We start from the raw sequence: 25,968 nt of genomic DNA, 5'->3' as shown, positions 1-25,968 counted from the left end.
GGCTAGCCCCGGAACCCTGAAGGAGAGCCGATCGCCATGGACGTGGAGGAGCCGCAAGGCCTGTTGCGCATCTGGGGCCGCCTGTCGTCGATCAATGTGCAGAAAGTGGTCTGGTGCGCGCGCGAGCTGCACCTGGACCACGAGCGCATCGACATCGGCAATCACCAGGGCGAGCTGGACACCGAGGCCTACATTCGCCTGAATCCGAATCGCCTGATTCCGGTGATCGAGGATTTCCGCGATACGGACGTGGCCGGCGAGCCCTTCGTGCTGTGGGAATCGAACGCCATCGTGCGCTACCTGTGCGCGCGCTATGGCGAAGGCACGCTGTGGCCGTCCGACGTCAAGGAGCGCGCCTCCGCCGACCGCTGGATGGACTGGCAGACCACGGCGTTCAGCCCGGCCATGGTCTCGGCCTTCCTGCAGATGGTGCGCGTGCCGGCCGAGAAGCGCGACGAGGCGGTCATCGCCAAGTCGTGCGAACGGACCGAGCCGCTGGCCGCGATGCTGGACAAGGCGCTCGCCAGCCGCGAGTTCATCGGCGGCGACCGCTTCACCATGGCCGACATCGCGCTGGCCTGCGCGGCACACCGCTGGATGGGCACGCCCGTGCCCCACACGGCACGGCCCAACCTCGAACGCTGGCTGGACGACATGCGCGCCCGGCCGGCGGCCACCGGCATCCTCGTCCTGCCGCTGCGCTGAATCGTCCTGCGCCTTTGGTCGATCGGTTTTTGTCCGATCTGACTAGCGGCGCAGGCGTCCCTTTTCCTGGCCGCACTCGACGGCCACGCCAAATTCGAACGTCCGTTTTAGGAGTACCCTCGCCCGAGAGTTGTGAGGTGCGCTCTGCTCCCCCCGAACAAACCCTGATCCCTGAATCCGATTCATCGACCCGGTGACCGGATTTAAGCGATTGCGGGGAACTCGCGTCCTTACAATCGCCTTTCTGTGCGCAGCGATGCGCTTGCCGCCGCACGCCCAGTTGCTATGCAGTAGCGGCAGTCCAGGCCCGACAGAGGCACGGCTGCCTTCCAAACCCAGAGGAGGATTCAATCGTGTGGAGTCAAATCTATGACCCGCTCGGCAATATGGCGCTGTCTACCATTGCCGCGGGGGTCCCTGTGGCCGTGCTGCTCGCAGCGCTGGCGTTCTTTCACATGCAGGCCCACATCGCTGCCGGACTGGCGCTGGCGGTCGGCATCGCGGTGGCGTCGTTCGTGTTCGGCATGCCCGCGGCCATGGCCGGCAAGGCGGCCGGGCTGGGCATCGTCTCCGGGCTGTTTCCGATCGGGTGGATCGTCCTCAACATCATCTTCCTGCACCGGCTGACCACACTTAACGGGTCATTCAGGGTGTTGCAGAACTCGATCTCGGGCGTGACCGAAGATCGCCGCCTCCAACTTCTGCTGGTGGCCTTCAGCTTCGGCGCGTTCTTCGAGGGCGCAGCCGGCTTCGGCACGCCGGTGGCCGTGACCGGCGCCATCCTGATCGGCCTGGGCTTCTCGCCGCTAGCCGCTTCTGGCCTGGCGCTGATCGCCAATACCGCTCCGGTGGCGTTTGGCGCACTCGGCGCGCCAATCATCGGCCTCTCGTCGGTGACCGGCATCGAACAGACCGTGCTCTCCGCGATGATTGGCCGCCAACTGCCGTTCTTCTCGGTGCTGGTGCCGTTCTGGCTGATCTGGGCGTTCGCGGGCTTCCGCGGCATGCTGGCCATCTGGCCGGCCATCCTGGTGGCGGGCGTCAGCTTCGCCGTGCCGCAGTTCCTGGTCTCGAACTACCACGGCCCGTGGCTGGTGGACGTGATCTCGGCACTGATCTCGATGGGGGCCCTGACCGCCTTCCTGAAGATCTGGCATCCGAAGGAGATCTGGACCTCCACGCGCATCCTGGGCCGCCACGACGACTCTAAGGTCGATCACCCCGAAGCCCTGGAAGCCGAAGCCCGCGCCAACGCGGCGTCGGTCGGCATTTCGGTGGTCAAGGCGTGGATGCCATGGGTCATCCTGACCGTGTTCGTGTTCGTCTGGGGCATTCCCGAGTTCAAGAAGCTCGTGGACGGCATCTGGCAGTACAAATTCCCGATCCCGGGCCTCGACAAGGCCATCATCAAGGGTCCGCCGGTGGTGCCGAAGGAAATCGTCGAAGGGGCGGTGTTCAACTTCAACGTGCTGTCGATGGCCGGCACCGGCATCCTGGTGTCGGCGCTGGTCGGCGGCCTGCTGATGGGCTACTCGGTGCCGCGCCTGCTCAAGGAGTACTGGGAGACGATCAAGCTGGTGCGCTACTCGCTGCTGACCATCTGCGCCATGTTCGGCATCGGCTACCTGACCCGCTACTCGGGTCTCGACGCCACGCTGGGCCTGGCCTTTGCGCAGACCGGCGTGTTCTACCCGCTGTTCGGCACGATGCTGGGCTGGCTGGGCGTGGCACTGACCGGTTCCGACACGGCGTCCAACGTCCTGTTCGGCGGCCTGCAGAAGACCACGGCGGAGCAGCTGGGCCTGTCGCCGGTGCTGATGGCGGCCGCCAACAGCTCGGGCGGTGTGATGGGCAAGATGATCGACGCCCAGTCGATCGTGGTGGCCTCCACCGCCACCAAGTGGTACGGCCACGAGGGCGAGATCCTGCGCTACGTGTTCTTCCACTCGGTCGTGCTGGCCATCCTCGTCGGCCTGTTCGTGACCCTGCAGGCGTACGTGCCGCCGTTCACGCACATGGTGATTCACTGATGGCGATTCACTGATATTGCCTGCTCGACCAGGCATGCAGACAAGCCCCGCCTCATGGCGGGGCTTTTTGTTGGGCGTATCATCACCGGTTCACTCCAACAGACGAGATGAGGGACCGCCGTATGCCGATTCGCCGCCTGGAAAGATTGATCGATCCATTCCGGAACATGCCGGATACGCAGCCGCCGGCCAGCATCTGGCGGTTCTACGCGTACTTCCTGCGCGAGGTGCGCGGGGTGTTGTTCGCGCTGCTGGTGGTGGGCCTGATCGCCGCGCTGATCGAGGTGTCGCTGTTCAGCTTCCTCGGCCGGATCATGGACCTCGCCAAAGGAACACCGGACGGGCAGTTCTTCGCGCGCCATCAGAATGAATTGCTGTGGATGGCCGCCGTGGCGCTGCTGCTGCGCCCGCTGTTCTTCGGCCTGCACGATGTGCTGCTGCATCAGGTAATCAACCCCAACCTGGCCAACCTGATCCGCTGGCAGAACCATCGCTACCTGCTCCAGCAGAGCCTGTCGTTCTTCCAGAACGACTTCGCGGGGGGGATTGCCCAGCGCATCATGCAGACCGGGTTCTCGCTGCGCGACTCGGCCGTGCATGCGCTCGATGCGCTCTGGCACGTGATCATCTACGCCATCAGCGCGCTGATCCTGTTCGCCGAGGCGGACTGGCGGCTGATGATCCCGCTGATCCTGTGGATTGCCGGCTACATCGCCGCCCTGGCGTACTTCACGCCGCGCGTGAAGCAGCGTTCCGTGGTGGCCACGGAGGCGCGCTCGCGGCTGATGGGCCGCATCGTGGACGGCTACACCAACATCACCACGCTGAAGCTGTTCGCCCACACGCGCCACGAGGAAAGCTACGCGCGCGACGCCATGGCCAGTCACACCGACAAGATGCGCATGGCAGGGCGGATGGTCAGCGCCATGGACGTGACCATCACGGCGATGAACGGCGCGCTGATCGCCGGCACGACCGGGCTGGCGCTGTGGCTGTGGAACCAGGGGCTGATCTCCACGGGCGCCATCGCACTGACGACCGGGCTGGTCATCCGCATCAACAATATGTCCGGCTGGATCATGTGGGTGGTCAATGGCATCTTCGAGAACGTCGGGCAGGTGCAGGACGGCATGAAGACGATTGCCGTGCCGCGCAACGTGGTGGACCGGCCGGACGCGCAGCCGCTGCGCATCGCCCGGGGCGAGGTGCAGTTCGAGGACGTGGGCTTCCACTACGGCAAGGGCGCCGGGGTGATCGAGCATGTCAACCTGACCGTGCAGCCGGGCGAGAAGATCGGGCTCGTGGGGCCGTCCGGGGCCGGCAAGTCGACGCTGGTCAACCTGCTGCTGCGGCTCTACGACGTCGAAACTGGCCGGATTCTGGTCGATGGCCACGACGTGGCCGGGGTGACGCAGGAGAGCCTGCGCGCGCAGATCGGCATGGTCACGCAGGATACGTCGCTGCTGCACCGCTCGATCCGCGAGAACCTGCTCTACGGCAAGCCGGACAGTAGCGATGCCGACCTGGGCGAGGCGCTGCGGCGTGCCCGGGCGGACGACTTCATCGGCGATCTGATCGATGGGAACGGCCAGCGGGGGCTCGACGCGCTGGTGGGCGAGCGTGGCGTGAAGCTGTCCGGCGGGCAGCGGCAGCGCATCGCCATCGCCCGGGTGCTGTTGAAGGATGCGCCAATCCTGATTCTCGACGAGGCCACCTCGGCGCTCGACTCCGAAGTGGAGGCGGCCATCCAGGAGAGCCTGGAGGCGTTGATGGAGGGCAAGACCGTGATCGCCATCGCCCACCGGCTCTCGACCATCGCGCGGATGGACCGGCTGGTGGTGCTCGACGGTGGCCACATCGTCGAGACCGGCACCCACGCCGAACTGCTCGCGCGCGGCGGGCTCTATGCCCGGCTATGGGCGCACCAGACCGGCGGCTTCGTCGGCGTGGACTGATCGGACCGGCTCAGGCCGGGGTCAGACCAACCCGAGCAGCCCCGCGCCGGCGCCCAGCGCCACCAGCATCAGCGGATGAACCCGCGTCTTCAGCATGAGGGCGATGGTCAGCAGCGTCACCGCCACGGCGGTCCAGTTGTGGTCCACGCTGCTGGCCAACACCCAGCCCGTGGACATCAGCAGGCCGATGGTCAGCGCGGACAGGCCGCGCTTGATCAGCCCCGGCCAGCGCGCGTGCGGCGAACGGCCGGCGAAGTATTCGAAGCCGAGCGCGATCAGGCTCGACGGCCCGCACATGCCGACCATCGCCGCGAACGTGCCGCCCGCCCCCGCTACCTGCCAGCCGAACAGCGCCACGAACAGGATGTTCGGCCCCGGCGACGCCTGCGAGATGGCGTAGAGCGCCGCGAACTGGCCATCGGTCATCCAGCCGTTGGCTTCCACGAGGTAGCGGTGCATGTCCGGGATGACGGTGCCGCCGCCGCCCACGGCCAGCAGCGACAGCATGCCGAAATGCCCGAGCAGGCTGCGCAGGATCTCCGGGGAACTCATGCCTGCCCCCGGCGCTTTTCGGCGCGATGTTCGAGCACCAGCGCCACCGGCACCAGCACCGCCATCACCGGCAGCAGCGGCCAGCGCAGCAGGCCGATGGCGACAAACGCCGCCACGCCGACCACCACCGCGCGCACCGTGCGCGGCTGGCTTTCCGCCAGCTTGACCCCGGTGGACAGCACGAGCCCGGCCGAGACCGCCGTCATGCCGGCCAGCATCTGGCGCACGGCGGTGACGTCCTGGTAGCGCAGGTACAGCGCCATGGCGCACAGCACCACCACCATCGGCACCAGCACCAGCCCGCAGAAGGCCGCCACGGCGCCACGCAGGCCGGCGAAGCGCAGGCCCAGCATCAGGGCCAGGTTGATAACGTTGGGGCCGGGCAACACCTGCCCGAGGCTGAGGATCTCGACAAAATCCCGGTCGTTGAGCCAGCGGTTGCGCTCCACGACGGCGCGCCGCACGAACGGGAGCACCCCGCCGAAGCCGGAAAGCCCCATGCGGGCAAATTCGAAGAACAGGGTGCGGGCGTTGGGGGGCGGAGCCAGGGCAGGCTCGGAGACGTCGGGCAGCGGGGCGGCAGACATGATAGGCGGCGATAAATGCCCACGCAGGGGGTGGCGCGGGCTGCCGACATACTACGGCAATCGCGACGGCCCGCGTGGCACGCGGTCATCACGGATACGCAAGAGGGGGTCAGGGACGGTGATGTGGGTTGCTCCCCTCCCCCCTGGGAGAGCGGAGCAACCCGGCGGCTGCCTTAGCTGCCGCCGTCCACCTTTACCGGCTCGATCTTCACTTCCTTGAGACGTGGCTCGACCGCCTTGCCCTTGCGGGCGCGCTTGCCGACGTACGGCAGCAGCGTCTTGCCAGCCAGCTTCTGCGGCGGCATCTTGCCGCCCCGGACGCCGGTGCCGGAGATCAGCAGCCCCGGTGCGCCCACCGTCACGGCGTGCGTCAGCGGCTCCTTGGGCTCCAGTTCCATCAGGATCACGCCCCGGCCGCCGGCCGACAGCACCTTCACCTCGTCCAGGCCCACCAGCAGCAGCCGGCCATTGCCCGAGAAGCAGGCCACATGCGTGGCTTCGTCGGCAATCGGCGTCGGCGGCAGCAGCGTGTCGCCCTCATCCAGCGTGATGAAGGACTTGCCGCCCTTCTGCCGGCTGATCATGTCGCCGACCTTGGTCACGAAGCCGTTACCGCCGGCCGTGGCTACCAGCACGCGCTGCTCGGCGCCACCCGCGAAGGTGTGGGCGATCTGCGAGCCCGGCGCGAGGTCGATCAGCGTCGTCACCGGCACGCCATCGCCCCGGCCGCCGGGCAGCCCGGCCACCGCCACCGAATAGACCCGGCCGTTGCTGCCGAAGGCCAGCAGCGTGTCCACGGTGCGACACTCGAAGGTGTCGTACAGGCTGTCGCCCGCCTTGAACGTGAACTGCTGCGTCTCATGGCCGTGGCCCTGGCGCGTGCGCACCCAGCCCTTGCCCGAGACGATGACCGTCACCGGCTCGTCCACCACGCGCACCTCGGCGGCGGCGCGGCGCTCTTCCTGGATCAGCGTGCGGCGCGGGTCCTTGTCCTCGGGGCTGTACTGCTTGGCGTCCTGCTCGATTTCCTTGATGATGCGCCGGCGCATCATCGTCTCGGACTTCAGCAGCACGTCCAGTTCGGCCTGCTCGTCGCGCAGCTTGGCCAGTTCCTGCTCGATGCGGATGGCCTCCAGCCGCGCCAGCTGGCGCAGGCGGATTTCGAGGATGTCCTCGGCCTGGCGGTCCGATAGCTGGAACGCCTCGATCAGCGCCGGCTTGGGCTCGTCGCTCTCGCGGATGATGCGGATGACCTCGTCGATCTTCAGCAGCACCAGCATCCGCCCTTCCAGGATGTGGATGCGGTCCTCGACCTTGTTGAGCTGGAAGCGCGTGCGCCGCGTCACCGTCTCGAAGCGGAACCCGATCCACTCCCGCAGGATCTCCTGCAGCCCCTTCTGGCGCGGCCGGCCATCGGTGCCGATCATCACCAGGTTGATCGGCGCGCCGGACTCCAGGCTGGTATGCGCCAGCAGGGTCTGGATGAACTCCTGCTGGTCCACGTTCTTGCTCTTGGGCTCGAACACCAGCCGCACCGGCGCATCCTTGCCGGATTCGTCGCGCACCGCGTCCAGCACGGCCAGCAGCGAGGTCTTCAGCTGCACCTGCTCCGGCGTCAGCGCCTTCTTGCCGGTGCGGATCTTCGGGTTGGTGATTTCCTCGATTTCCTCGAGCACCTTCTGCGCCGAGGTGGCTGGCGGCAGCTCGTGCACCACCATCTGCCACTGGCCGCGCGCCATTTCCTCGATCTTCCAGCGCGCGCGCACCTTCAGGCTGCCCCGGCCGCCCTCGTAGATCTGGGCGATATCGGCCGCCGGCGAGATGATCTGCCCGCCGCCCGGATAGTCGGGGCCGGGCATCAGCGCCAGCAGCTCGGCCAGCGAGATGGCCGGGTTGCGGATCATCGCCACCGTCGCCCCGGCCACTTCGCGCAGGTTGTGCGGCGGGATTTCCGTCGCCATGCCCACCGCGATGCCCGAGGCGCCGTTCAGCAGCACGAACGGCAGGCGCGCCGGCAGCAGCCTCGGCTCTTCCTCCGAGCCGTCGTAGTTGGGCAGGAAATCCACCGTGCCGAGGTCGATCTCGTCCAGCAGCAGCCGCGAGATCGGCGTCAGGCGCGCTTCGGTGTAGCGCATGGCCGCCGCGCCGTCGCCGTCGCGGGAGCCGAAGTTGCCCTGGCCATCGATCAGCGGGTAGCGCAGCGAGAAGTCCTGCGCCAGGCGCACGAGCGCGTCGTAGGCCGACTGGTCGCCGTGGGGGTGGAATTTACCGAGCACCTCGCCCACCACGCGCGCGGACTTGACCGGCTTGGCGTCGGCACGCAGGCCCATGGCCGCCATCGCATAGAGGATGCGGCGCTGCACGGGCTTCTGGCCATCGGCCACCTCGGGCAGCGCACGGCCCTTGACCACGCTCACCGCGTAGTCGAGGTAGGCCCGCTCCGCGTAGCGCGCCAGGGTCAGCGAATCGGCGGGCTCTTCGGGTTGAAACGAAATGTCTGGTTGATCCATGGTCGGCAAGAATGCGGCACGCGGGCGCCGGGCGGCGCCTCGCAAACCCTGTGGGTCGGCTTGTCAGCGTGGGATTCTAACGAAACTCGGGCGCCCCGCAGGAAAGTGAGGCCCGATCGATGTGACAGCGGGTGTCACAAGGGGGTCATTCCGGCATGTTGCGCCGGCCGCCGATCACCATTTTCACGCGTCCGGCATGGCTGCCGGTGCGCACCACGGCCACCCCGGACGGCTGGTAGATCCGGTAGAACTCCATGACCGTGCTCACGTACTGGCGGGTTTCGGGGAAAGGCGGGACCTGGTTGTTGTAGCGCGCCACGGCGCCCTCGCCGGCGTTGTAGGCGGCCAGCACCAGTTCGAGATTGTTGGGAAACTGGCCCTGCAGCCAGCTCAGGTAGCGCACGCCGGCCGAGATGTTCAGGCGCGGGTCGGTGAGCTTCTGCTCCACCGAGCGGCGCTTGTCGGCGGCGATGCCGAAACGCACGCCGGTGTCCGGAATCACCTGCATCAGGCCGATGGCGCCCTTGGGCGACACCGCGCTCGGGTTGAAGCCGCTCTCGACCGCCATCACCGCCTTGACCAGCGCCGGGTCCACGTTCTGGGCCGTGGCAATCTGGCGGATGATCGGATCGACCAGCGCGATGTTGGGGTGGTTCAGCACATAGCGGAACAGCTTGCCGGCGTCGGCATCGCCCTTGCCGGGCCGCCCCACCATGCGCACCCCGGCCACGCGCGGCATGGCCAGCGTGTCCAGCTTGCCGCCGTCCTTGAGGAACAGCTTGTAGCGATCGTCGATCTTTTCATCGGCGAAGTGGGCCACGCCGTCTTCGTCGATATAGCCATACAGCTCGGCGTGGGCGGCACCGGTCGCGCACAGGCCCGCCAGCGCCAGCCCGAGCGCCGTGACCCGCCTTGCCAGCCGCGCCAGGGCGCGGCGATTGCCGATGGTCCGCATGGTGCTTCTCCGTTGCCGACCGCTGCGCCCGTTGCCGGAGCGGTCAGATATCCGCCTCCACCTCGTTGCCCTTTTCCTCGAGCCACGTGCGCCGCTGCGACGCCTCGCCCTTGCCCATCAGCATGTTCATCATGCTCACGGTCTGGGGCAGGTCGAATTCGCCAAGCGCCACCGGCAGCAGCCGGCGCGTGTCCGGGTTCATCGTGGTTTCCCACAGCTGCTCTGCGCTCATCTCGCCCAAGCCCTTGAAGCGCGAGATCTGCCAGGCGCCTTCCTTGACGCCATCCTTCATCAGCTTGTCCTGGATGGCTTCCAGCTCGCCTTCGTCCAGCGCGTAGAGCTTCTGGGCCGGCTTCTTGCCGCGTGCCGGAGCATCCACTCGGAACAGCGGCGGGCGGGCCACGCAGACGTTGCCGTTGTCGATCAGCTTCGGGAAGTGACGGAAGAACAGCGTGAGCAGCAGCACCTGGATGTGCGCGCCGTCCACGTCGGCATCGGACAGGATACAGATCTTGCCATAGCGCAGGTTGGACAGGTCCGGCTCGTCGTCCGGACCGTGCGGATCCACACCAATCGCCACGGCGATGTCGTGCACTTCATTATTGGCGAACAGGCGGTCGCGCTCGGTCTCCCAGGTGTTCAGCACCTTGCCGCGCAGCGGCAGGATGGCCTGGAACTCCTTGTCGCGGCCCATCTTGGCCGAACCGCCGGCCGAGTCGCCCTCGACCAGGAAAATCTCGTTGCGCGACACATCGGTCGATTCGCAATCGGTCAGCTTGCCGGGCAGCACGGCCACGCCGGAGCCCTTCTTCTTTTCCACCTTCTGCGCGGCGCGGGTGCGCGCCTGGGCCTGGCGGATCACCAGTTCGGCCAGCTTCTTGCCGTAGTCCACATGATGGTTCAGCCACAGCTCCAGCGCGGGGCGGCTGAAGGTGGAGACCAGGCGCACGGCGTCGCGGCTGTTCAGGCGCTCCTTGATCTGGCCCTGGAACTGCGGATCGAGCACCTTGGCCGAGAGCACGAACGAGGCGCGCGCGAACACGTCCTCGCTCATCAGCTTCACGCCCTTGGGCTGGAGTGAGTGCATCTCGATAAAGCTCTTGACCGCCAGGAACAGGCCCTCGCGCAGGCCGGACTCATGCGTGCCGCCGGCCGGCGTGGGGATCAGGTTGACGTAGGACTCGCGCACCGGCGCGCCGTCCTCGGTCCAGGCCACCACCCAGGAGGCGCCCTCGCCCTCGGCAAAGCCTTCCTCGCCCGGATTGCCGTCCGGGTCGGCAAAGTGCTCGCCCTCGAACATCGGGATCACGAGTTCGGACCCGCTGCCCTGCGCCAGCGCCTCGACGAGGTAGCCCTTCAGGCCCTGGTCGTACTGCCAGACCTGCTTTTCGCCGGTCTTCTCGATTTCGAGCGTGACCTTCACGCCCGGCAGCAGCACCGCCTTGCTGCGCAGCAGCCGCTGGAGTTCGGCCTGCGGAATGGTGGCGGAGTCGAAATAGCTGGCATCCGGCCAGACCTGCACGCGCGTGCCGTTCTTCTTCTCGCCGCGTTCGAGCTTGCGGCCGGCGAGCGGCGTGGTGACGTCGCCGCCCGAGAAGGTCAGCGTGGAGAGCGTGCCGTCGCGCCAGACCGTCACATCAAGACGGGTGGACAGCGCATTGGTCACGGACACGCCCACGCCGTGCAGGCCGCCCGAGAAGGCGTAGGCGCCACCCTTGCCCTTGTCGAACTTGCCGCCCGCGTGCAGGCGGGTGAACACGATCTCCACCACCGGCACCTGCTCTTCCGGGTGAATACCCACCGGAATGCCGCGGCCGTCGTCTTCCACGCTAACGCTGCCGTCACGGTGCAGCGTGACCAGGATCTCGGAGCCGTGGCCGCCCAGCGCCTCGTCCGACGCGTTGTCGATCACCTCCTGCACGATGTGCAGGGGATTGTCGGTACGGGTGTACATGCCGGGCCGTTGCTTGACCGGCTCCAGGCCCTTCAGGACCCGGATGGAAGATTCGCTGTACTGACTGGTTTTGCTCGCCATGGAGTCGCTACGGAGAAGTGGATCTCCCGGCCGTCGCGGCCGGATTGCGCAGCATTGTAATGGATGACCGGGGCGGGCTCGGTACGCTGGCGCGCGGAACCGGCGGCTTCGGCATAAATACGCCACCCGGGGTAAACTCGCCCGGCTGCAGAGGGAATCCCCCGGCGCCCCCCGATAACCAGAGAAAAGGACTGCCAAAGTCCCGAGCCCGACATGACCGACCGCAAACTCTCCCTGACCACCGTGCTCGTGTGCGGTGGCTTGCTCGTCACGCTATCGATGGGTATCCGGCACGGCTTCGGCCTGTTCAACCTGCCGATTACCCAGGCCCACGGCTGGAACCGCGAGACCTTCGCCTTCGCCCTGGCCCTGCAGAACCTGATGTGGGGCGTCACCCAGCCGATTGCCGGCGCGCTGGCCGACAAATTCGGCCCCATCCGCATCATGCTGGTCGGCGTGGCGCTCTACGTGGCCGGCCTGGTCGTGATGGCGATGGCCACCAGCGGCACGGCGTTCGCCTCCGGGGCGGGGGTGATGATCGGCATTGCCCAGGCGGGCACCACCTACAGCGTGGTCTACGGCGTGATCGGCCGGGTGGCCAGCGCCGAGAAGCGCATCTGGGCGATGGGCATCGCGGCGGCGGCCGGCTCGTTCGGCCAGTTCCTGATGATTCCGATCGAACAGTCGCTGATTTCCTTCGTCGGCTGGCAAAACGCGCTGTTTACCATGGCCGTGATGGCCTGCTTCATGCTCCCGCTGGTGTTCGCGCTGCGCGAGCCGAAGGTGGCGGCGACCACGGGCGGGCATCACCAGACCATTGGCGAGGCCACGCGCGAGGCCTTCGGCAATCGCAACTTCCAGTTGCTGACGCTCGGCTATTTCGTGTGCGGCTTCCAGGTGGTGTTCATCGGCGTGCATCTGACGCCGTACCTGAAGGATCGTGGCTTCACCGATCCCAAGATCGCCACAGTGGCACTGGCGCTGATCGGCCTGTTCAACGTGTTCGGCACCTACACCGCCGGGGCGATGGGCCAGCGCATGCCCAAGCGCTACCTGCTCTCGTTCATCTACCTGGCGCGCTCGTTCGTGATTGCCGGCTATCTGCTGCTGCCGCTGACGGCGGCCAGCACGTGGGTGTTCGCGGCGCTGATGGGGCTGCTGTGGCTGTCCACCGTGCCGTTGACCAACGGCATCATCGCCCAGGTGTTCGGGGTGAAGTACCTGTCGATGCTGAGCGGGGTGGTGTTCTTCTCGCACCAGATCGGCAGCTTCCTGGGCGCGTGGCTGGGCGGGTTCCTGTTCGACCGGACCGGCAGCTACGACCTCGTGTGGTTCATCGCCATCGGGCTGGGGGTGGTGGCGGCGCTGGTCAACCTGCCGATCCGCGAGCAGGCGCTGACGCGCCCGCAGCCGATAGCGGTCTGAGCCATGGACGCCGCACGCCACCATCCCTGGCTCAAGGCCAAGCTGTTAAAGACGGTGGGCCTGCTGGCGCTGGCCGGGGTGCTGACGCTTGGCTTCCTGGCCTACCTGCGGCCGGCATTCATGGTCGACCTCACCAATATGGTGCTGGCGTGGTGCGGGTAAGCGGCTAGCTTACTGCGCCTCGCCCTTGGTCTTTGCCTCGAGCACTTCCCAGCGCTCGAGCGCCTCCAGCAGTTCCATCTCGATCTCGTCGTGCCGGCTGGCCAACTGGGCCGCGCGGGCGGGGTCGTTCGCGTAGAGCGCGCCGTCCGCCAGCTGGCCGGCCAGCGTCTTCTGCTCCGCTTCCAGCGCGTTGATGCGCTCGGGCAGGCCATCCAGCTCGCGCTGTTCCTTATAGGAGAGCTTGACCGTGCGATTGGCGCCGCGCGCCTCGCGCGTGTTCTGCGTCTTCAGCGCCTCGGCGGGCTTCGCCTCGGCCGGCTTGGCGGCCTGGATGGCCCCGGCCCGGGCCGACTGCGCTTCCCAGTCCGAATACCCGCCGACCGACTCGCGCCACTGCCCCTCGCCCTCGGCGGCGATGGTCGAGGTGACCACGTTGTCCAGGAAGGCCCGGTCGTGGGAGACCAGGAACACCGTGCCGCTGTAGTCCTGGAGCAGTTCCTCCAGCAGTTCGAGCGTGTCGATGTCGAGATCGTTGGTGGGCTCGTCCAGCACCAGCACATTGGCCGGCCGGGCGAACAGGCGCGCCAGCAGCAGCCGGTTGCGCTCGCCGCCCGAGAGCGACTTGACCGGCGACCGCGCGCGCTCCGGCGCGAACAGGAAATCGCCCAGGTAGCTCATCACGTGCTTGCGCTGGCCGTTGACCTCCACCCAGTCGCTGCCCGGACTGATGGTGTCCGCCAGCGACTTCTCCAGGTCCAGCGCCGTGCGCATCTGGTCGAAATACGCCACCTGAAGGTTGCTGCCGTTGCGCACCGTGCCGCTGTCCGGCGCCAGTTCGCCCAGGATCAGGCGCAGCAGCGTGGTCTTGCCCACGCCGTTCGGGCCGATCACGCCGACCTTGTCGCCACGCATGATGGTGCCGGTGAAGTCACGGACCACCGGCTTGTCGCCGTAGGACTTCGACACATTGGTCAGTTCGGCCACGATCTTGCCGGAGCGGTCCGCCTGCGACACTTCCAGCCTCACATTGCCCTGCACCTCGCGCCGCGCCGCGCGCTCGGTACGCATGGTCACCAGCCGCTGGATACGCGCCACGCTGCGCGTGCGGCGCGCTTCCACGCCTTTGCGGATCCACACTTCCTCCTGCGCCAGCAGCTTGTCGAACTTGGCCTGCTCCACCGCCTCGGCGGCCAGCAGTTCGGCCTTGCGGGCCTGATAGGCCGCGAAGTTGCCCGGGAAGGACACCAGCCGGCCCCGGTCCAGTTCGACGATGCGGGTGGCCACGCGGTCCAGGAAGGCGCGATCGTGGGTAATCAGCAGCACGCTGCCCCGGAAGCCAATCAACAGGTCTTCGAGCCAGCGGATGGCGGTGACGTCGAGGTGGTTGGTCGGTTCGTCGAGCAGCAGGATGTCCGGCTCGGCCACCAGCCCCTGCGCCAGCGCCACGCGCTTCTGCAGGCCGCCGGACAGCGAATCCACGCGCACGTGGGGGTCCAGGTCGAGGCGGGCCAGCGTGGTTTCCACGCGGGTGCGCAGCGTCCAGGCGTCGGCGGCGTCCAGTTCGGCCTGCACGCGATGCAACTCGGCCAGCGTGGCCTCGTCGTGATGGGTGTCGAGCTTGGCCAGCGCCGCCTCGTAGCGGGCCAGCAGGTCGTGGGCGGCGCCCATGCCCAGGCTCACTGCATCGAACACGGTCAGCCCGGGCGCGAATTGTGGCTCCTGCGCAACATATGCAGTGGTGACGCCGCTCTGGCGGGCAATCAGGCCGTCGTCCGGGGCGGACATGCCGGCCACGATCCGCAGCAGCGACGACTTGCCCGTGCCATTGCGGCCGATCAGGCCAACGCGTTCGCCGGCTTCCAGCGAGAAATCGGTGTGGTCGAGCAGTGCCACGTGCCCGAAGGCAAGTTGGGCATCGGAAATGGAGAACAGGGCCATGGTGGGGAGACTGGAAACAGGCCCGAATTGTAGTCGACCCCAGGGGCCGGGGCCGCACGGCCCAAAAAGAAGCGCCCCAAAAAGAAGGGCCCGTTAGCAAACGGGCCCAAGAGTCTCTCCTCGGTGCCCTGCTCGCAAGGCACGATTGAAGAATATCGATTCGGGAGCCGGGCAATAAGTCGGACAACTCCTTAAGGGAAAGCCCCCGTCAACCGCGCGCGAGGCCAAGCGTTGCAGCCCGAGCACGACTACTAGCGCGGCGGTTGTGCGTCGGGCGCCTGCCGTGGAACAATCCGACACACTCAGCGCAATCGGATTAATCCGAAAAAAAGCACAACAAGGCGGTAACAACAAGGCGGTAACAACAAGGCAGTACAGAGCCGGACCCATCCGGCCAACGGGGTTTTCCGGGTTTTCTTTCCAGACAATTTTCGGACGGGTGTCATTCATGACCAATACGGGCCTGCCGCGCCGTGCCTCCTTCAGGGGCACGGCGCTTGTTGTATGTTTCCTCGCCACGCTGCTTGCCTTGCCGGCCCTGCCGGCGTGGGCGGCGTCACCCAACTCGGTGGTGTTGCGCATCCAGCAGACCGGGGCCATCCGCATCGCCCACCGCGAAAGCTCGGTGCCCTTCTCGTTCGTGGCGGACGGCAAACCCATGGGCTACGCCGTGGATCTCTGCCTGAAGGTGGCGGAGGCGCTGCGCACCCAGCTCAAGCTGCCGCAGCTGCGCGTGGAATGGGTGCCGGTGACGCCGGCCTCGCGCATCCCGGCCATCGTGGACGGCAAGGCTGACCTCGAATGCGGATCCACCACCAACAACCGCGAGCGCCGCGACCTCGTCGCCTTCACCATCCCGCACTACATCGCCGGCAGCCGCATGCTGGTGAAGGCCGATTCGGGCATCCGCAAGTGGGGCGACCTGCGCGGCAAGACCGTGGTGTCCACCACCGGCACCACGCCGCTGGCCATGCTCCGCAAGATGGATGAGGCGGGCGCCATGGGCTGGAAGGTGGTGGAGGCCAAGGATCACGCCGAAGCCTTCGGCATGGTCGAGGCGGGCCGCGCCGACGCCTTCGTGATGGACGACGTGCTGCTGTTCGGCCTGCGCGCCAACGCCAAGAACCCGACCGCGCTGGCGGTAACGGGCGACCTGCTGACCATCGAGCCGTACGCGATCATGCTGTCCAAGCACGATGCCGAGTTCAAGAAGCTGGTGGACAAGGCCATGGTGACGTCGATCTACGACCAGGACACCCAGAAGCTGTATCGGAAGTGGTTCCTTAGCCCGATCCCGCCCAACGGCATCACGCTGGACATTCCGATGAGCTACCTGCTGCGCGATTCGTTCAAGTTCCCGAGCGACAAGGTGGCCGACTAAGGGCCTCCCTGCCAGCCCGGGCGGGGAGCCGCGTGGGGGCCGCGTTGGCGCCCCCGCCGCCCCCATCCATGCGAAGATGTCGGCCGTCCGCCCCTTCGCATCGACCATGACTGCCGCCGCCCCCCTCAAGCTGTCCGACCTCTCCCTTTCCACGACGGTGGCCGGGCTGATCGCCATGCTCACCGGCTACACCAGCTCGCTGGTGCTGATGATCCAGGCCGGGCAGGCGGCGCATCTGAGCGATGCCCAGATCGCCTCGTGGATCTGGGCGCTGTCCATCGGCATGGGGGTGACTACGCTGGGACTGTCGCTGATGACCCGGGTGCCGATCGTGGTGGCCTGGTCCACGCCCGGCGCGGCGCTGCTGATTGCCAGCCTGCCCGGCGTGCCCTACCCCGAGGCCATCGGCGCCTTCCTGCTCGCCGCGCTGCTGATGACGGCCGCCGGGCTGACCGGCTGGTTCGACAAGCTGATGCGCGCGCTGCCGGCGAGCATCGCCTCGGCCCTGCTGGCGGGCATCCTGTTCCGGATCAGCGTGGATGTCTTCGTGCAGGCGGAACACCAGACGGTGTTGCTGCTGACCATGTTCGGTACTTATCTAGTGGGACGCCGCCTGTGGCCGCGCTACGCGGTGCCGGGCGTGCTGCTGGTGGGCGTGGCGCTGGCGGGGGTGCTCGGGCAGCTCCATTTCGAACAAATCCGATTTGCGGTGACGCTGCCGGTGTGGACCACGCCGGCGTTCTCGTTGTCGGCCTTTATCAGCATCGGCGTGCCGCTGTTCATCGTGGCGCTGGCCTCGCAGAACATTCCGGGACTGGCCGTGTTGCGTGCGGATGGCTACCACGTGGCGGCCAGCCCGCTGATCACGGTGACGGGGGTGGCATCGGCCATCCTGGCGCCGTTCGGCTCGCATGGGATCAACCTGGCGGCGATCACGGCGGCCATCTGCACCGGCCCCGAGGCCGACGCCGACCCGCGCCGCCGCTACATGGCCGCCGTAGTCTGCGGCATCGGCTATCTGGTGGCGGGGATCATGGCGGCCAGCATCGCGGCGCTGTTCGCGGCCTTCCCGAAGGCGCTGGTGGTGGCCGTCGCGGCCTTCGCGCTGCTGGGTTCCATCGCCAATGGCCTGACCGTGGCCATGCAGGCGCCGGCGGAGCGCGAGTCAGCGCTGCTGACGTTCATGATCACGGCGTCGGGCATGACGCTGGCCGGCGTGGGTTCGGCCTTCTGGGGCGTGGTGGGCGGCATGCTGGCGCTGGCCGTGCTGCGCCCGCGCCAGCGGGCTGCCTGAGCCAGCTTACATCAGCAGGAAGGCGACGTCCGCGGCAGCCATCTGCGTCACCGGCACGCCCTTGCGGCGCTGGAACAGCACGTGTTCCAGCACGCGGTCGCGGTGTTCGGCAAACCGGGGGGGCTCAAGGCGCAGCGCAGCCGTCGCGTAGTGCTCGGCCAGCAGCTTGTAGACCCGGTGGCGGACTTGCAGGATCTCGTTGTCGGCACGCAGCCGGGCGATCTCCGCGTTGTTGTCGTCTTCCAGCTGGCGCATGCCCACCACCACGCGCGCGTGCATGCCACGGTAGCGATCCACCTCGGCATGGGCCTTGTGGAGTTCGTCGCGGAGTGCACGCACTTCCTGCATCAGCTTGAGATGTTGCTGGACGCCCCGCTGGATGCGGTTCGCTTCTTCCAGCGCATGGTCCGCGGCAGCGATGGTGTTCTGCCAGACGCCTTCGGTGGCGTCATGCGGTGGCAAGGCGTCCGGCGCGCCTTCGATGTCGGCGAAATGCGGCTTCGGCCATGCCGTTGCGGTGTCAATATCCTGCTTCATACTGCTCCCCTTTACCCGTCAGCCAACACCCGCCACCGGCCTTGTTATGGTTGCCGGCATGGTCGGATTAACACCGCGACTGTCTGGACCGCCTCTTTTGCACTGCCCGGGCGACCCTTGCGTCATACGCATACGTCCATTCAAGCGTGCAATGTGCATTTGCACAACCACCGCGAGGGAGGGCACAGCACATTCTGCCTGGCGGCGCGGCGCATAATACCGCGCAATAGCGCCTCCGGCGCCGCTTTCCCGCCGGCCCTTGGCCTGCCCTTGACGTCAATCATCTGCCATGTCGAACGGATATCTATTGCTCGCGCTGGCCATCGTGGCCGAGGTCATCGCCACCAGCAGCCTCAAGGCGGCCGAGAACTTCACGCGCCTCTGGCCCAGCGTGCTGGTGGTCACCGGCTACGTGGCCGCGTTCTGGCTGCTGATGCAGGTCATGAAGACCGTGCCGGTGGGCGTGGCCTATGCCATCTGGTGCGGGGCGGGGATCGTGCTGGTGACACTGATCGCGTCAGTGCTGTACCGGCAGGTGCCGGACCTGGCGGCCTGGGTCGGCATCGGCTTGATCATTGCAGGGGTGGCGGTGATCCAGCTGTTCTCGAAGATGAGTCACTGAATCGCGCCGGGGTCAGGACTTCGGCGGCAGCGCGCGGAGCAGGCGGTTGACCTGCGCCAGCGTCTCGCATTCGTCGGCATTGCGCTTGCGGCGCTGGTCGATGATCTCCAGCAACGCCCGGATCTGGCCATTCTTGGCCTCGCACACCACCTTGTCGGACGCCGGACAGGCCACGTCGATCTCCCCCCGCAGGCTTTCCTGGACGATGTCGATCAGCGCGGTGCAACCAGACGTATCGGCCAGCGCCGGGTCCGGCGTGGCAGCCAGGGCGTGAATGGCGCCGAACATGGCCAGCGCCGGCAGCCAGCGGTGATACGACCTGACAGGGGGCATTTGCGAAAGAAGGCGAACCAGTTCTTTTAGGATTTCTACGACGCGCAGGAGGCGCGCAGGCGACATCATAGCCGGTTGCCGCGCCGCCATGACATCGAACGGTGCGCTGACCCTCGGAAGGGTCTGGGTGGGCGGGAATGCGCCGACCAAAACAAAAAGCCCGCGCTGCAAGCCGGCGGGCTTTCTAATCTGGTTGCGGGAGCAGGACTTGAACCTGCGACCTTCGGGTTATGAGCCCGACGAGCTGCCAACTGCTCCACCCCGCGGGCCGGACTATACGCGGATTGGCGGCGCATTGATACAGAAGAATGCAAAAAGCCCGCTTGCGCGGGCTCTGGACGTAGTGCTGAGGTGAACTTCTGAGAACGACTGCCGACTTGATGATGGTCCCGCCGACAGGAACCATAAAAGCGCTGGGACAGGGCTTTATTTAAGCAGTTTTGCGCTTGTGGATAATTCCGGTGCCACGTCCAGTGCCACGAAAAGCGCAGCGTAATCATTCCGCTAGTCAGCACCGCTTACAACAAATGCGTTGTAAATGGGATTTACAGCCCGAACGCTGTAATCGAGATGCATCTGCCCCCATTTTGACCCATGGCGAGGGTGATGCGATACTGTATATTCATACAGTATTTCCACACTACATCATGGGCAACAGCAAGCTTGCGGCCAAGTGCCACATCCGGCCACCGGCGCCTTCGGAAACGCCTAACCAAGCACACGGCATTCTAAGCCGCATCCAAGGCGACTACATCGCCGCTGGCCTCGCCACGCTGCCGACCGCCACGGCGGACCCTCCATCCCACCATGAGGTGGTGATTGACGCCGGCCCCGCCGGCACGGTCCGACTCTTCATCGAGAAGAAGCGCGTCCGCCACCACCGGCATTCTCACTATTTCTGGTCCGCCTATCGGGCCGAGCCGGTCAGGCCCGACGACCCGGTTTGACGTGTGTCACGTGTGTGCCGGCGGCATTAGAATGCTTCCATCGATGGGGGGTAGACAAATGGACGCAGCTACGAACGACCCCGGGAATTGGTGGGAGGCACCGTTCCTAATTGCCGAATCAGTGGAGAGGTGCCTGAAGTTCACACGCATACCTGGTGTGACAACCCCATACACAGGCATTTCCTTGGTCTGGCAAGGCCAACGCTACTGCGTGGTCAAAGGCGTCGACAACACAGGGCGAGAGCGCCTCATCGAAGTTTTTCGGGTAGACGCTTCCGGGGAACTTCATGCTGTGCCGGCGTTCCGCTATCCGCTACCGTTGTGCGACATGTTTCCCCTTGATTTTGAAGCCTTCTACGACGTTGACCCCTGGGGCGGGCCAGTGGCGGAACTTACCGTCTCTGAGATCGCGAACGGTGCGCGGATGCTCTTTGCAACCTCGCCGCACCTTGACGACTAGCAGCAAAAAAGTGCGCGTTAGTATCCGCCGATATAAATTTTGTTCGGTGAGCGCGAAAAAAGTGTGCGGATGAGGATCGAGGCTGGTCAATCTGTCGCTTCCTGGCGAAGGCGTGAGCGGTGCGCCCGCCCCGCCGCCACAGCATCCCGAAGTGCCCGCAGCAGCCTTAGCGCCGCATCGTCCGGCTGCGACGCCACCCGCAGGTCTCGAACAATGCCTATTTGCCGCCGAATGAGTACTCGACCTTCCGCAAGGCGCCGATCCGACTGAGCAATATCCTTCTCGTCCCGCGACATGTCGGGCATGGCGGTCTCCCTATTGTGGGCTGACCGTTATTGTGCCCTGTTCGCCCGTCGGATCCAGCTTTCTGTAGGACCGCGCCGGATACCCGCTCTGTCCGCGTCGGCGCCAGACTGTCCTGACCAACTCAGGAGACGATCATGGCAGCGGACATTCACGTGGTGCCGGCAGGCGATGGCTGGGCAGTCGAGGCGGCCGGCGGCGGCAAGCGCACCACCTACGAAACTCAGGAAGAAGCAATCAAGGCCGGCACCGAGCGCGCCCAGCGCGACAAGGTCGAGCTGCTGATCCATGGCCGCGACGGCCAGATTCGGGAGCGGAACTCCTTCGGCCATGACCCGCGCAACGTTAAGGGCTAAAGCCCATGCCGCGCGGTTCGGTGTCTCCCGGGCCCGATACTCTGCCGGCCAGCGCCGCCCGCGTGGCGGCTCGATCCTGAGGGCTCCCGATCAGCAAGTGCGGCGCGTGGGCCCGCGCAAGGCTGGCCAGGTCATGAAGTAGCCCGGCCGGAAAACGGGGATGTCCTCAGTTCAGCATCTGACGGTCCAATATCTTCTGGCCCTTTCGGGCGATTCGCGCATGTCGTGCAATGGCTATCCTCTACGCAGCGCAACGCTGCAAGGGGAAGACCATGAACGTCATCGATGAGGTCGAGTGCATCTGCGGGACGACCGTGGAGATCTCGGAGTTCCACCTTGGACTTCGGGGCGAGACCGTTCCGACAAAGGCGCCCTGCCCGGTGTGTGGCCGCACGCTGTACGAGGTGGACGTCGACGGAATGGTGCTCGTCGAGGTGATCTTGCACGTTGATACGTAGAGGTGGCTGGAGGCGGACCGGCTAAGAGAAGCGGCAGGGTGCGGCGTCCGGATCGATCAAAGACAGACCCTACCCTGCAGATGTGGGATATGTAGGTAAATGTATCAACCTTGCTATAAACTCTACGTCGCCTCGGATGGCCCCGGGATGGATTGCTAGCAGTTCGCTGCAGCTAAAGGACCGGGGCACCTTGCCGTGGGCGCACGGATAGGCACCACTTGTAGCGAGGAGATTGGCTTGTGCTGAGCAGTAGCAATGCGTCTGAAAGCGCGGGGAACGGCGGCAATGGATTCACCAAAAGCGGCTACATCGGATGTTCCGTGGCGACCATCAGTTTGGCAATTGCCATGTACTTCGCTTTGCGCGACCCATCGCTGCTAACTGGCCGAGACACGGAGATCATCAACGCGGCCTTGGTAGCGATTGCATCCAGCCTTTGTACGGTATCCCTCGCGTTTGAAGTCCATACGGCCAAGGCGGCGCGCTCCCCACTCACTTGTTTGATGCTTGGCATCGTCGCTATACCCGTTTTCGTTTGGCTCTTCGCGTTGCACAGTGCCTTGGCTTGGCTAGCTATCGCTATCGTCCTGATTCGAATGTTCGTGGTGATCTACGAGATGCGAAGTTTGAGCCTATTGGTAGTGGTCATGGCGAGCGCCATGATTGGCTACTGGACATTTCTGCTGAGTTTCGTGGATGGCTACAAAACGCCGTGGATCGACGAAGCAGTAGAATCGGGGACAGTGCACGTGGACATGCTTTTCCATGCCGCGATCGTCAATATGCTCTCAGGATTCAATGCGCCCTCACTAGGCGTCGACGGATTGTCTCCTTTCCCCTACCACTTCGGAAGCCACTGGCTCGTGGTTTTGCTCTGTCATCTCCTGAGCATTGGCCCACTGAAATTCTACGCGGTAGTGTTCCCACTGCTGTTCTGCCCGGTTTTCTTACTGGCATTCTTCTTCGTCGTCCTTTCCTTCCGCTCGTTCCTTGCAAGGACCGGGGGCATGAGCGACTACGAAGGGAACAACGCGTACTCGGGATGGTTCTGGGCTGCATTCTTTGTCGTGTTTGTTGGTCTACTCCCAGCCTCGTATCGAAGAAACCTGGCAGTGTGGGACAACGTGTTCCACAGTGAATCGTTCGGCATAGCGGTGCTCGCGTCATACTTCGCAGGAATCTGGGTGCTCGATCAATGGGGGCGCAAGGATGTTTGCCGCCTCCGTTGGTATGCGTACCCACTCCTAGGGCTATACCTTATTGCGCTGTGCTCGTTGAAAATAAGCGTTGGTGCGGTTGTGGGCGGGCTTATGGCCTACGTCGTACTACGGTTGCCACTGCCTTGGTTTCAACGCGTCGGAGCCTGGCTGGCCATGTCCTCTGCCGTGGTCTATGGATATGTCAAGACCCAAGTCGTTGCGCAAGGGGAAACTTCCGGCCTCGGCCTGATGCAAATCCTCAAGCCCTTTGCTTTTATACGGGACATCCTTCCCCCCGAACGCTGGGTGCCATCGTTCTTTGCATTCTTCGGCCCCGCTCTTTTGCTCGTCGCATTGAGACTGGTTCGCTCTGGTTTTTGGAACAGAGCGCCGGGGATCACTGGACTAATCTCTGCAATCCCTCGCGACGTGGAAATGATCGTTGTTGTCACCCTCATTTCAATTGCTCCCGGCCTAATTCTTTCGATTCCCCAAGGGGCGACGAACTTCTTTGCCGAGGTGTCCTACTGGTGGGTGCAACCGATGCTTGCAGTGGTGCTCGCCTCAACTTTCGTCGCGGCCGTGCAGCCGCGCGCAAAATAGGAATTCGCCCGATGTCGCGGTTACCCGGCCACATTTACATTTTTCTCATGCTGGCGCTTACGGCGTATAGCCAGCTAGTCATGCGATGGCAAGTCGGTCAGGCCGGTCCGCTCCCAGCATCGGTTACGGGAAAGGTGCTGTACGTTGGTAGCTTGCTGCTGACGCCGTGGGTTCTAACATCAATAGTCGCGACGTTCCTAGCGGGCGTGTGTTGGATGTTGACGTTGACTCAGCTTCAGATCAGCTACGCATATCCCTTTGTCAGCCTAGGCTATATCGTTGTTATGCTAGGCGGCGTGTTCATCTTCGGCGATATGATGAATATTTATCGTGTTGGTGGAACTGCTATCGTCTTGCTCGGCATATTTGTTATTGCCAAGGGCGGTTGAATAGGTGGCAACCCTAAAACTCTACAATAGATAATTGGCCAATTACCTGCAGCGCAATTGCAGATACATTTTTCGTTGGACTATTCTGGATATCCATAAATGGCACAAATAACAACAGGGATTCGCAGAGTTCTTTCCCATCCAACCGTATATGATACGTTTCAACTATTCGCGGGCAGCAAGTGGGGGCGAGCGCGCTTTGCGCAAGATGTTCGCGCACGACCAGGGGATCGAGTCCTCGACATTGGCTGTGGTACGGCTGAACTGCGTGCGTACCTTCCAGATGTAGAGTATTGGGGATTTGACGTCAGTGAGAGCTACATTGCGGCGGCCACCAAACGCTATGGTGCGCAAGGCAATTTCGTTTGCAAACTTCTCGATTTCCAGGATCTCGAGAATCTTCCCAAGTTCGACGTCGTAATTGCGTCTGGCTTGCTCCACCACCTCGACGCGGATGCCGCCCACCATCTGTTTCGACTGGCCAAATCCGCGCTTCGACCCGGCGGAAGACTTGTAACCATTGATTGCTGTTTTGCTGAGGACCAGAATCTGGTTTCCCGTTTGTTGGTCAGCTATGACCGGGGCCAGAACGTATTGGATGGCGACGGGTATACCAAATTGGCATCGTCTGAATTCCGCAAAATTAAGGGCCGCGTGCGGCATCAAGCGTGGATTCCGTATACGCATTGGATTATGGAGTGCTTTGCCGATTGACGGCATATTGCGCGCGGTGGCGCAGGCCGACTCGATGAAGACGAGGGGCTAGTCAGGCCACGCCTCCACACTCTTCCGGTGTCGTGCAGCGCAATCGCCCAGCGCACGGAGCAATTCTTTTGTGACCCATTCTTGCCAGACGTCATAGTCGGCCACGGCCGGCGCATCCGGGACAGTGCATGGCGCGGCCAACGCGCTATCGAGCGGCGGCAGCTTGCTTGGCAGCGTCGACGGCGTCAGACATGAGGCGCACCCGGCCAGCGTCAGGGCGGCAATCAGCAGGCAGCTTCGGAGCATTCTTCAGGTCCTTCCGGATGGCGTCAAGCTTGGAGCCGAGGGTGGTCTGGATGCCGGCGAACTCGTCGGCCTTTTCGCGGATGGCCGCGCCCGCGGTGCGCAAGTCACCGATCGCCTGATTGGCGGTGTCTAGGTCAGCCTGCGCACGCGCCGCAGTCAGGTCCGCCAATTCGGCATTCTTGCGCCAGCCGTTTACCGTCCAGCCTGCGGCGAATAGCGCAGCGGCGATTAGGGCTGCGCCGACCGCGCGCCAGGGGATACTGGATGGGATCGAGATCATGCTGTAACCCCCAGCGCGATCTTCGCGCGCGCCCAGAACTGCTGCCGATCGGCCAGCCCGTTCGTGCCGCCGTTGACGGCACGAGTCAGGCCAACGAAATCGCCGGCATCGGCAAAGCGATTCAGGTTGTGCGCCTGCCAGTACCAGCCAGCTGAGGCCGCCGCGGCAACCGGCTGCTCGAGCAGTGCAGGCATCGCTAGCAGATCCAGGTGAAGTCCCAAGCCGCACAGCAGGTAGTTCTTCCGCCCGGTGATCTGGATCAGTCCCCGGCCAAAGAATCGCTTGCCGTCTCCCGGCTCGCTGTTTCCGAGGTCGGCGCGCCCTTCGTAGCGCAGTTGCGCCGGTGTCGGGCCCCAGATCTCGCGGGTGTAGAGCAGCTGGCCGGACTCATGTGCGAGCTGAGCGAGCCATGCTGCCGCGCGCGCCGGCGTGGAAATGTCGAATCGCTGGGCGGCGTCTGCGAGCGGCAGTACGAACACGTCAGCGCGGCGCCCCGCCATCGGCATGATGGTGCGAAGTCTCGTAAGCGTGATCATTGCCCCAGCCCCCTGCGCACATCTGCCGCGATGTCGTCGATGCCGGCGCCCTGGCGCTTGGCGATGTAGTTGAACAGCCAGCGGATGACGGCCCAGCCCGGCAGCCCGCAGGAGAAGACCAGGCCGAACAGCGCCACCAAGCCGATGTAGTCGTGAGTCCAGGACTGAAGGCCGAAGTACTGGACGACGGCCGCGCCGCCCGTAACGCTGCCCACCACCGTCGAGATCAGCGCCACCGCCCACTCCGCAGTGCTCCTCGGCTTCATCATGATCATTACCACGATCGCGGCGAGTCCACTGGCGCCGGCCGCCACGGCGGCTGGGCCGCCGATTGCTTTGAATGCAGCCGCGCCAGCGGCCCCCGCTGCGGCGCTGCCGCTGATAGGTTCGGACATGTGATTCCCC

General features: G+C 65.0%; 26 protein-coding genes and 1 tRNA gene. 15 read left to right on the top strand and 12 right to left on the bottom strand.

What is annotated here, in order from left to right; genetic code table 11:
- Window positions 1–60 precede the first annotated feature (60 nt).
- From AC1EJR_RS03965 to AC1EJR_RS03955, 3 genes are all read left to right on the top strand, one after another.
- Window positions 61–705 (top strand): glutathione S-transferase family protein, encoded by a 645-nt coding sequence (locus tag AC1EJR_RS03965; protein ID WP_477112923.1) that lies wholly within the window; start codon window positions 61–63, stop codon window positions 703–705.
- A 353-nt stretch (window positions 706–1,058) separates the two neighbouring features.
- Complete coding sequence (locus AC1EJR_RS03960) at window positions 1,059–2,735, top strand: L-lactate permease (protein WP_092290213.1); 1,677 nt, start codon at window positions 1,059–1,061, stop codon at window positions 2,733–2,735.
- 122 nt (window positions 2,736–2,857) lie between these two features.
- Window positions 2,858–4,690, top strand: coding sequence for an ABC transporter ATP-binding protein (locus AC1EJR_RS03955; protein ID WP_441590554.1), 1,833 nt, complete (start codon window positions 2,858–2,860; stop codon window positions 4,688–4,690).
- A 21-nt stretch (window positions 4,691–4,711) separates the two neighbouring features.
- On the opposite strand, the gene AC1EJR_RS03950 is transcribed toward AC1EJR_RS03955, so the two are convergent.
- From AC1EJR_RS03950 to AC1EJR_RS03930, 5 genes are all read right to left on the bottom strand, one after another.
- Window positions 4,712–5,242, bottom strand: a complete 531-nt coding sequence (locus AC1EJR_RS03950) for a chromate transporter (RefSeq protein WP_092290219.1) — start codon at window positions 5,240–5,242, stop codon at window positions 4,712–4,714.
- On the bottom strand, window positions 5,239–5,829 hold the full coding sequence (locus tag AC1EJR_RS03945) for a chromate transporter (RefSeq protein ID WP_092290221.1): 591 nt from the start codon (window positions 5,827–5,829) through the stop codon (window positions 5,239–5,241). Before AC1EJR_RS03945 ends, AC1EJR_RS03950 begins: the two co-directional genes overlap by 4 nt.
- Window positions 5,830–6,002: 173 nt before the next feature.
- Window positions 6,003–8,339 carry a DNA topoisomerase IV subunit A gene (gene parC / locus AC1EJR_RS03940; protein WP_092290228.1) on the bottom strand — a complete coding sequence of 779 codons (2,337 nt, stop codon included), beginning with the start codon at window positions 8,337–8,339 and terminating at the stop codon, window positions 6,003–6,005.
- A gap of 145 nt (window positions 8,340–8,484) precedes the next feature.
- Entirely contained in the window at window positions 8,485–9,294 is an 810-nt protein-coding gene (locus tag AC1EJR_RS03935) for a lytic transglycosylase domain-containing protein (protein ID WP_441590556.1), read from the bottom strand.
- A gap of 43 nt (window positions 9,295–9,337) precedes the next feature.
- Entirely contained in the window at window positions 9,338–11,329 is a 1,992-nt protein-coding gene (locus tag AC1EJR_RS03930; RefSeq protein ID WP_092290255.1) for a DNA topoisomerase IV subunit B, read from the bottom strand.
- A gap of 213 nt (window positions 11,330–11,542) precedes the next feature.
- Here AC1EJR_RS03930 and AC1EJR_RS03925 point away from each other — a divergent pair, with 213 nt between their 5' ends.
- Both AC1EJR_RS03925 and AC1EJR_RS03920 read left to right on the top strand, forming a co-directional pair.
- Window positions 11,543–12,754, top strand: a complete 1,212-nt coding sequence (locus AC1EJR_RS03925) for an MFS transporter (protein ID WP_092290257.1) — start codon at window positions 11,543–11,545, stop codon at window positions 12,752–12,754.
- A gap of 3 nt (window positions 12,755–12,757) precedes the next feature.
- Complete coding sequence (locus AC1EJR_RS03920; protein ID WP_441590557.1) at window positions 12,758–12,916, top strand: hypothetical protein; 159 nt, start codon at window positions 12,758–12,760, stop codon at window positions 12,914–12,916.
- A 9-nt stretch (window positions 12,917–12,925) separates the two neighbouring features.
- Here AC1EJR_RS03920 and AC1EJR_RS03915 read toward each other — a convergent pair whose 3' ends face one another.
- The gene (locus AC1EJR_RS03915; RefSeq protein ID WP_092290259.1) at window positions 12,926–14,854 is read right to left on the bottom strand and encodes an ATP-binding cassette domain-containing protein; all 1,929 of its coding nucleotides are present in this window, start codon (window positions 14,852–14,854) and stop codon (window positions 12,926–12,928) included.
- A gap of 448 nt (window positions 14,855–15,302) precedes the next feature.
- On the opposite strand from AC1EJR_RS03915, the gene AC1EJR_RS03910 reads away from it, so the two are divergent.
- Together AC1EJR_RS03910 and AC1EJR_RS03905 are read left to right on the top strand one after the other, a co-directional pair.
- Complete coding sequence (locus tag AC1EJR_RS03910) at window positions 15,303–16,235, top strand: amino acid ABC transporter substrate-binding protein (RefSeq protein ID WP_477106471.1); 933 nt, start codon at window positions 15,303–15,305, stop codon at window positions 16,233–16,235.
- Window positions 16,236–16,341: 106 nt separating this feature from the next.
- On the top strand, window positions 16,342–17,529 hold the full coding sequence (locus AC1EJR_RS03905; RefSeq protein WP_092290861.1) for a benzoate/H(+) symporter BenE family transporter: 1,188 nt from the start codon (window positions 16,342–16,344) through the stop codon (window positions 17,527–17,529).
- Between the two features lie 6 nt (window positions 17,530–17,535).
- Here the strand turns inward: AC1EJR_RS03905 and AC1EJR_RS03900 are convergent, their stop codons facing one another.
- A complete protein-coding gene (locus tag AC1EJR_RS03900; RefSeq protein ID WP_092290263.1) occupies window positions 17,536–18,066 on the bottom strand; it encodes a hypothetical protein in 531 nt (176 codons plus the stop codon).
- A gap of 289 nt (window positions 18,067–18,355) precedes the next feature.
- On the opposite strand from AC1EJR_RS03900, the gene AC1EJR_RS03895 reads away from it, so the two are divergent.
- Window positions 18,356–18,688, top strand: coding sequence for a DMT family transporter (locus tag AC1EJR_RS03895; protein ID WP_092290265.1), 333 nt, complete (start codon window positions 18,356–18,358; stop codon window positions 18,686–18,688).
- Between the two features lie 12 nt (window positions 18,689–18,700).
- On the opposite strand, the gene AC1EJR_RS03890 is transcribed toward AC1EJR_RS03895, so the two are convergent.
- On the bottom strand, window positions 18,701–19,021 hold the full coding sequence (locus AC1EJR_RS03890) for a hypothetical protein (RefSeq protein ID WP_092290271.1): 321 nt from the start codon (window positions 19,019–19,021) through the stop codon (window positions 18,701–18,703).
- A 190-nt stretch (window positions 19,022–19,211) separates the two neighbouring features.
- Window positions 19,212–19,287: transfer RNA gene (locus tag AC1EJR_RS03885), tRNA-Met, on the bottom strand.
- A gap of 381 nt (window positions 19,288–19,668) precedes the next feature.
- On the opposite strand from AC1EJR_RS03885, the gene AC1EJR_RS03880 reads away from it, so the two are divergent.
- The 7 genes from AC1EJR_RS03880 (at window position 19,669) to AC1EJR_RS03850 (ending at window position 24,450) form a co-directional block, all read left to right on the top strand.
- Complete coding sequence (locus tag AC1EJR_RS03880; protein ID WP_477112911.1) at window positions 19,669–19,968, top strand: hypothetical protein; 300 nt, start codon at window positions 19,669–19,671, stop codon at window positions 19,966–19,968.
- A gap of 157 nt (window positions 19,969–20,125) precedes the next feature.
- Complete coding sequence (locus AC1EJR_RS03875; RefSeq protein WP_441644092.1) at window positions 20,126–20,428, top strand: hypothetical protein; 303 nt, start codon at window positions 20,126–20,128, stop codon at window positions 20,426–20,428.
- A 440-nt stretch (window positions 20,429–20,868) separates the two neighbouring features.
- Window positions 20,869–21,087 carry a DUF2188 domain-containing protein gene (locus AC1EJR_RS03870; protein ID WP_477146875.1) on the top strand — a complete coding sequence of 73 codons (219 nt, stop codon included), beginning with the start codon at window positions 20,869–20,871 and terminating at the stop codon, window positions 21,085–21,087.
- A 272-nt stretch (window positions 21,088–21,359) separates the two neighbouring features.
- Entirely contained in the window at window positions 21,360–21,545 is a 186-nt protein-coding gene (locus tag AC1EJR_RS03865) for a hypothetical protein (protein ID WP_477112909.1), read from the top strand.
- A 239-nt stretch (window positions 21,546–21,784) separates the two neighbouring features.
- On the top strand, window positions 21,785–23,347 hold the full coding sequence (locus tag AC1EJR_RS03860) for a hypothetical protein (RefSeq protein ID WP_477112908.1): 1,563 nt from the start codon (window positions 21,785–21,787) through the stop codon (window positions 23,345–23,347).
- Between the two features lie 11 nt (window positions 23,348–23,358).
- Entirely contained in the window at window positions 23,359–23,736 is a 378-nt protein-coding gene (locus tag AC1EJR_RS03855; RefSeq protein WP_477112907.1) for a DMT family transporter, read from the top strand.
- Window positions 23,737–23,835: 99 nt separating this feature from the next.
- Window positions 23,836–24,450: a class I SAM-dependent methyltransferase gene (locus AC1EJR_RS03850; RefSeq protein ID WP_477112906.1), complete on the top strand. Its 615-nt coding sequence runs from the start codon at window positions 23,836–23,838 to the stop codon at window positions 24,448–24,450.
- 196 nt (window positions 24,451–24,646) lie between these two features.
- Here AC1EJR_RS03850 and AC1EJR_RS03845 read toward each other — a convergent pair whose 3' ends face one another.
- The 3 genes from AC1EJR_RS03845 to AC1EJR_RS03835 are packed head-to-tail and all read right to left on the bottom strand — an operon-like array spanning window position 24,647 to window position 25,958.
- On the bottom strand, window positions 24,647–25,027 hold the full coding sequence (locus AC1EJR_RS03845) for a hypothetical protein (RefSeq protein ID WP_477112905.1): 381 nt from the start codon (window positions 25,025–25,027) through the stop codon (window positions 24,647–24,649).
- Entirely contained in the window at window positions 25,024–25,563 is a 540-nt protein-coding gene (locus AC1EJR_RS03840; RefSeq protein ID WP_477112904.1) for a glycoside hydrolase family 19 protein, read from the bottom strand. The genes AC1EJR_RS03845 and AC1EJR_RS03840 overlap by 4 nt, the downstream gene beginning before the upstream one ends.
- The gene (locus AC1EJR_RS03835) at window positions 25,560–25,958 is read right to left on the bottom strand and encodes a hypothetical protein (RefSeq protein ID WP_477112903.1); all 399 of its coding nucleotides are present in this window, start codon (window positions 25,956–25,958) and stop codon (window positions 25,560–25,562) included. Before AC1EJR_RS03835 ends, AC1EJR_RS03840 begins: the two co-directional genes overlap by 4 nt.
- Between the last annotated feature and the right edge of the window lie 10 nt (window positions 25,959–25,968).

The organism is Cupriavidus sp. 05T42 (genome assembly GCF_056396345.1).
Note: the sequence above shows the minus strand (reverse complement) of the source record. Positions and strands in the feature narration are given on the sequence as shown.

Excerpts from the sequence above, each read along its gene's own strand:
- AC1EJR_RS03955 (WP_441590554.1), top strand. The coding sequence starts at position 2,858 with ATGCCGATTCGCCGCCTGGAAAGATTGATCGATCCATTCCGGAACATG.
- AC1EJR_RS03845 (WP_477112905.1), bottom strand. The coding sequence starts at position 25,027 with ATGATCTCGATCCCATCCAGTATCCCCTGGCGCGCGGTCGGCGCAGCC.
- AC1EJR_RS03870 (WP_477146875.1), top strand. The coding sequence starts at position 20,869 with ATGGCAGCGGACATTCACGTGGTGCCGGCAGGCGATGGCTGGGCAGTC.
- AC1EJR_RS03950 (WP_092290219.1), bottom strand. The coding sequence starts at position 5,242 with ATGAGTTCCCCGGAGATCCTGCGCAGCCTGCTCGGGCATTTCGGCATG.
- AC1EJR_RS03905 (WP_092290861.1), top strand. The coding sequence starts at position 16,342 with ATGACTGCCGCCGCCCCCCTCAAGCTGTCCGACCTCTCCCTTTCCACG.
- AC1EJR_RS03840 (WP_477112904.1), bottom strand. The coding sequence starts at position 25,563 with ATGATCACGCTTACGAGACTTCGCACCATCATGCCGATGGCGGGGCGC.
- AC1EJR_RS03890 (WP_092290271.1), bottom strand. The coding sequence starts at position 19,021 with ATGCCCCCTGTCAGGTCGTATCACCGCTGGCTGCCGGCGCTGGCCATG.
- AC1EJR_RS03850 (WP_477112906.1), top strand. The coding sequence starts at position 23,836 with ATGGCACAAATAACAACAGGGATTCGCAGAGTTCTTTCCCATCCAACC.
- AC1EJR_RS03895 (WP_092290265.1), top strand. The coding sequence starts at position 18,356 with ATGTCGAACGGATATCTATTGCTCGCGCTGGCCATCGTGGCCGAGGTC.
- AC1EJR_RS03835 (WP_477112903.1), bottom strand. The coding sequence starts at position 25,958 with ATGTCCGAACCTATCAGCGGCAGCGCCGCAGCGGGGGCCGCTGGCGCG.
- AC1EJR_RS03930 (WP_092290255.1), bottom strand. The coding sequence starts at position 11,329 with ATGGCGAGCAAAACCAGTCAGTACAGCGAATCTTCCATCCGGGTCCTG.
- AC1EJR_RS03880 (WP_477112911.1), top strand. The coding sequence starts at position 19,669 with ATGGGCAACAGCAAGCTTGCGGCCAAGTGCCACATCCGGCCACCGGCG.
- AC1EJR_RS03900 (WP_092290263.1), bottom strand. The coding sequence starts at position 18,066 with ATGAAGCAGGATATTGACACCGCAACGGCATGGCCGAAGCCGCATTTC.
- AC1EJR_RS03935 (WP_441590556.1), bottom strand. The coding sequence starts at position 9,294 with ATGCGGACCATCGGCAATCGCCGCGCCCTGGCGCGGCTGGCAAGGCGG.
- AC1EJR_RS03925 (WP_092290257.1), top strand. The coding sequence starts at position 11,543 with ATGACCGACCGCAAACTCTCCCTGACCACCGTGCTCGTGTGCGGTGGC.
- AC1EJR_RS03920 (WP_441590557.1), top strand. The coding sequence starts at position 12,758 with ATGGACGCCGCACGCCACCATCCCTGGCTCAAGGCCAAGCTGTTAAAG.
- AC1EJR_RS03910 (WP_477106471.1), top strand. The coding sequence starts at position 15,303 with ATGACCAATACGGGCCTGCCGCGCCGTGCCTCCTTCAGGGGCACGGCG.
- AC1EJR_RS03945 (WP_092290221.1), bottom strand. The coding sequence starts at position 5,829 with ATGTCTGCCGCCCCGCTGCCCGACGTCTCCGAGCCTGCCCTGGCTCCG.
- AC1EJR_RS03865 (WP_477112909.1), top strand. The coding sequence starts at position 21,360 with ATGAACGTCATCGATGAGGTCGAGTGCATCTGCGGGACGACCGTGGAG.
- parC (WP_092290228.1), bottom strand. The coding sequence starts at position 8,339 with ATGGATCAACCAGACATTTCGTTTCAACCCGAAGAGCCCGCCGATTCG.
- AC1EJR_RS03855 (WP_477112907.1), top strand. The coding sequence starts at position 23,359 with ATGTCGCGGTTACCCGGCCACATTTACATTTTTCTCATGCTGGCGCTT.
- AC1EJR_RS03915 (WP_092290259.1), bottom strand. The coding sequence starts at position 14,854 with ATGGCCCTGTTCTCCATTTCCGATGCCCAACTTGCCTTCGGGCACGTG.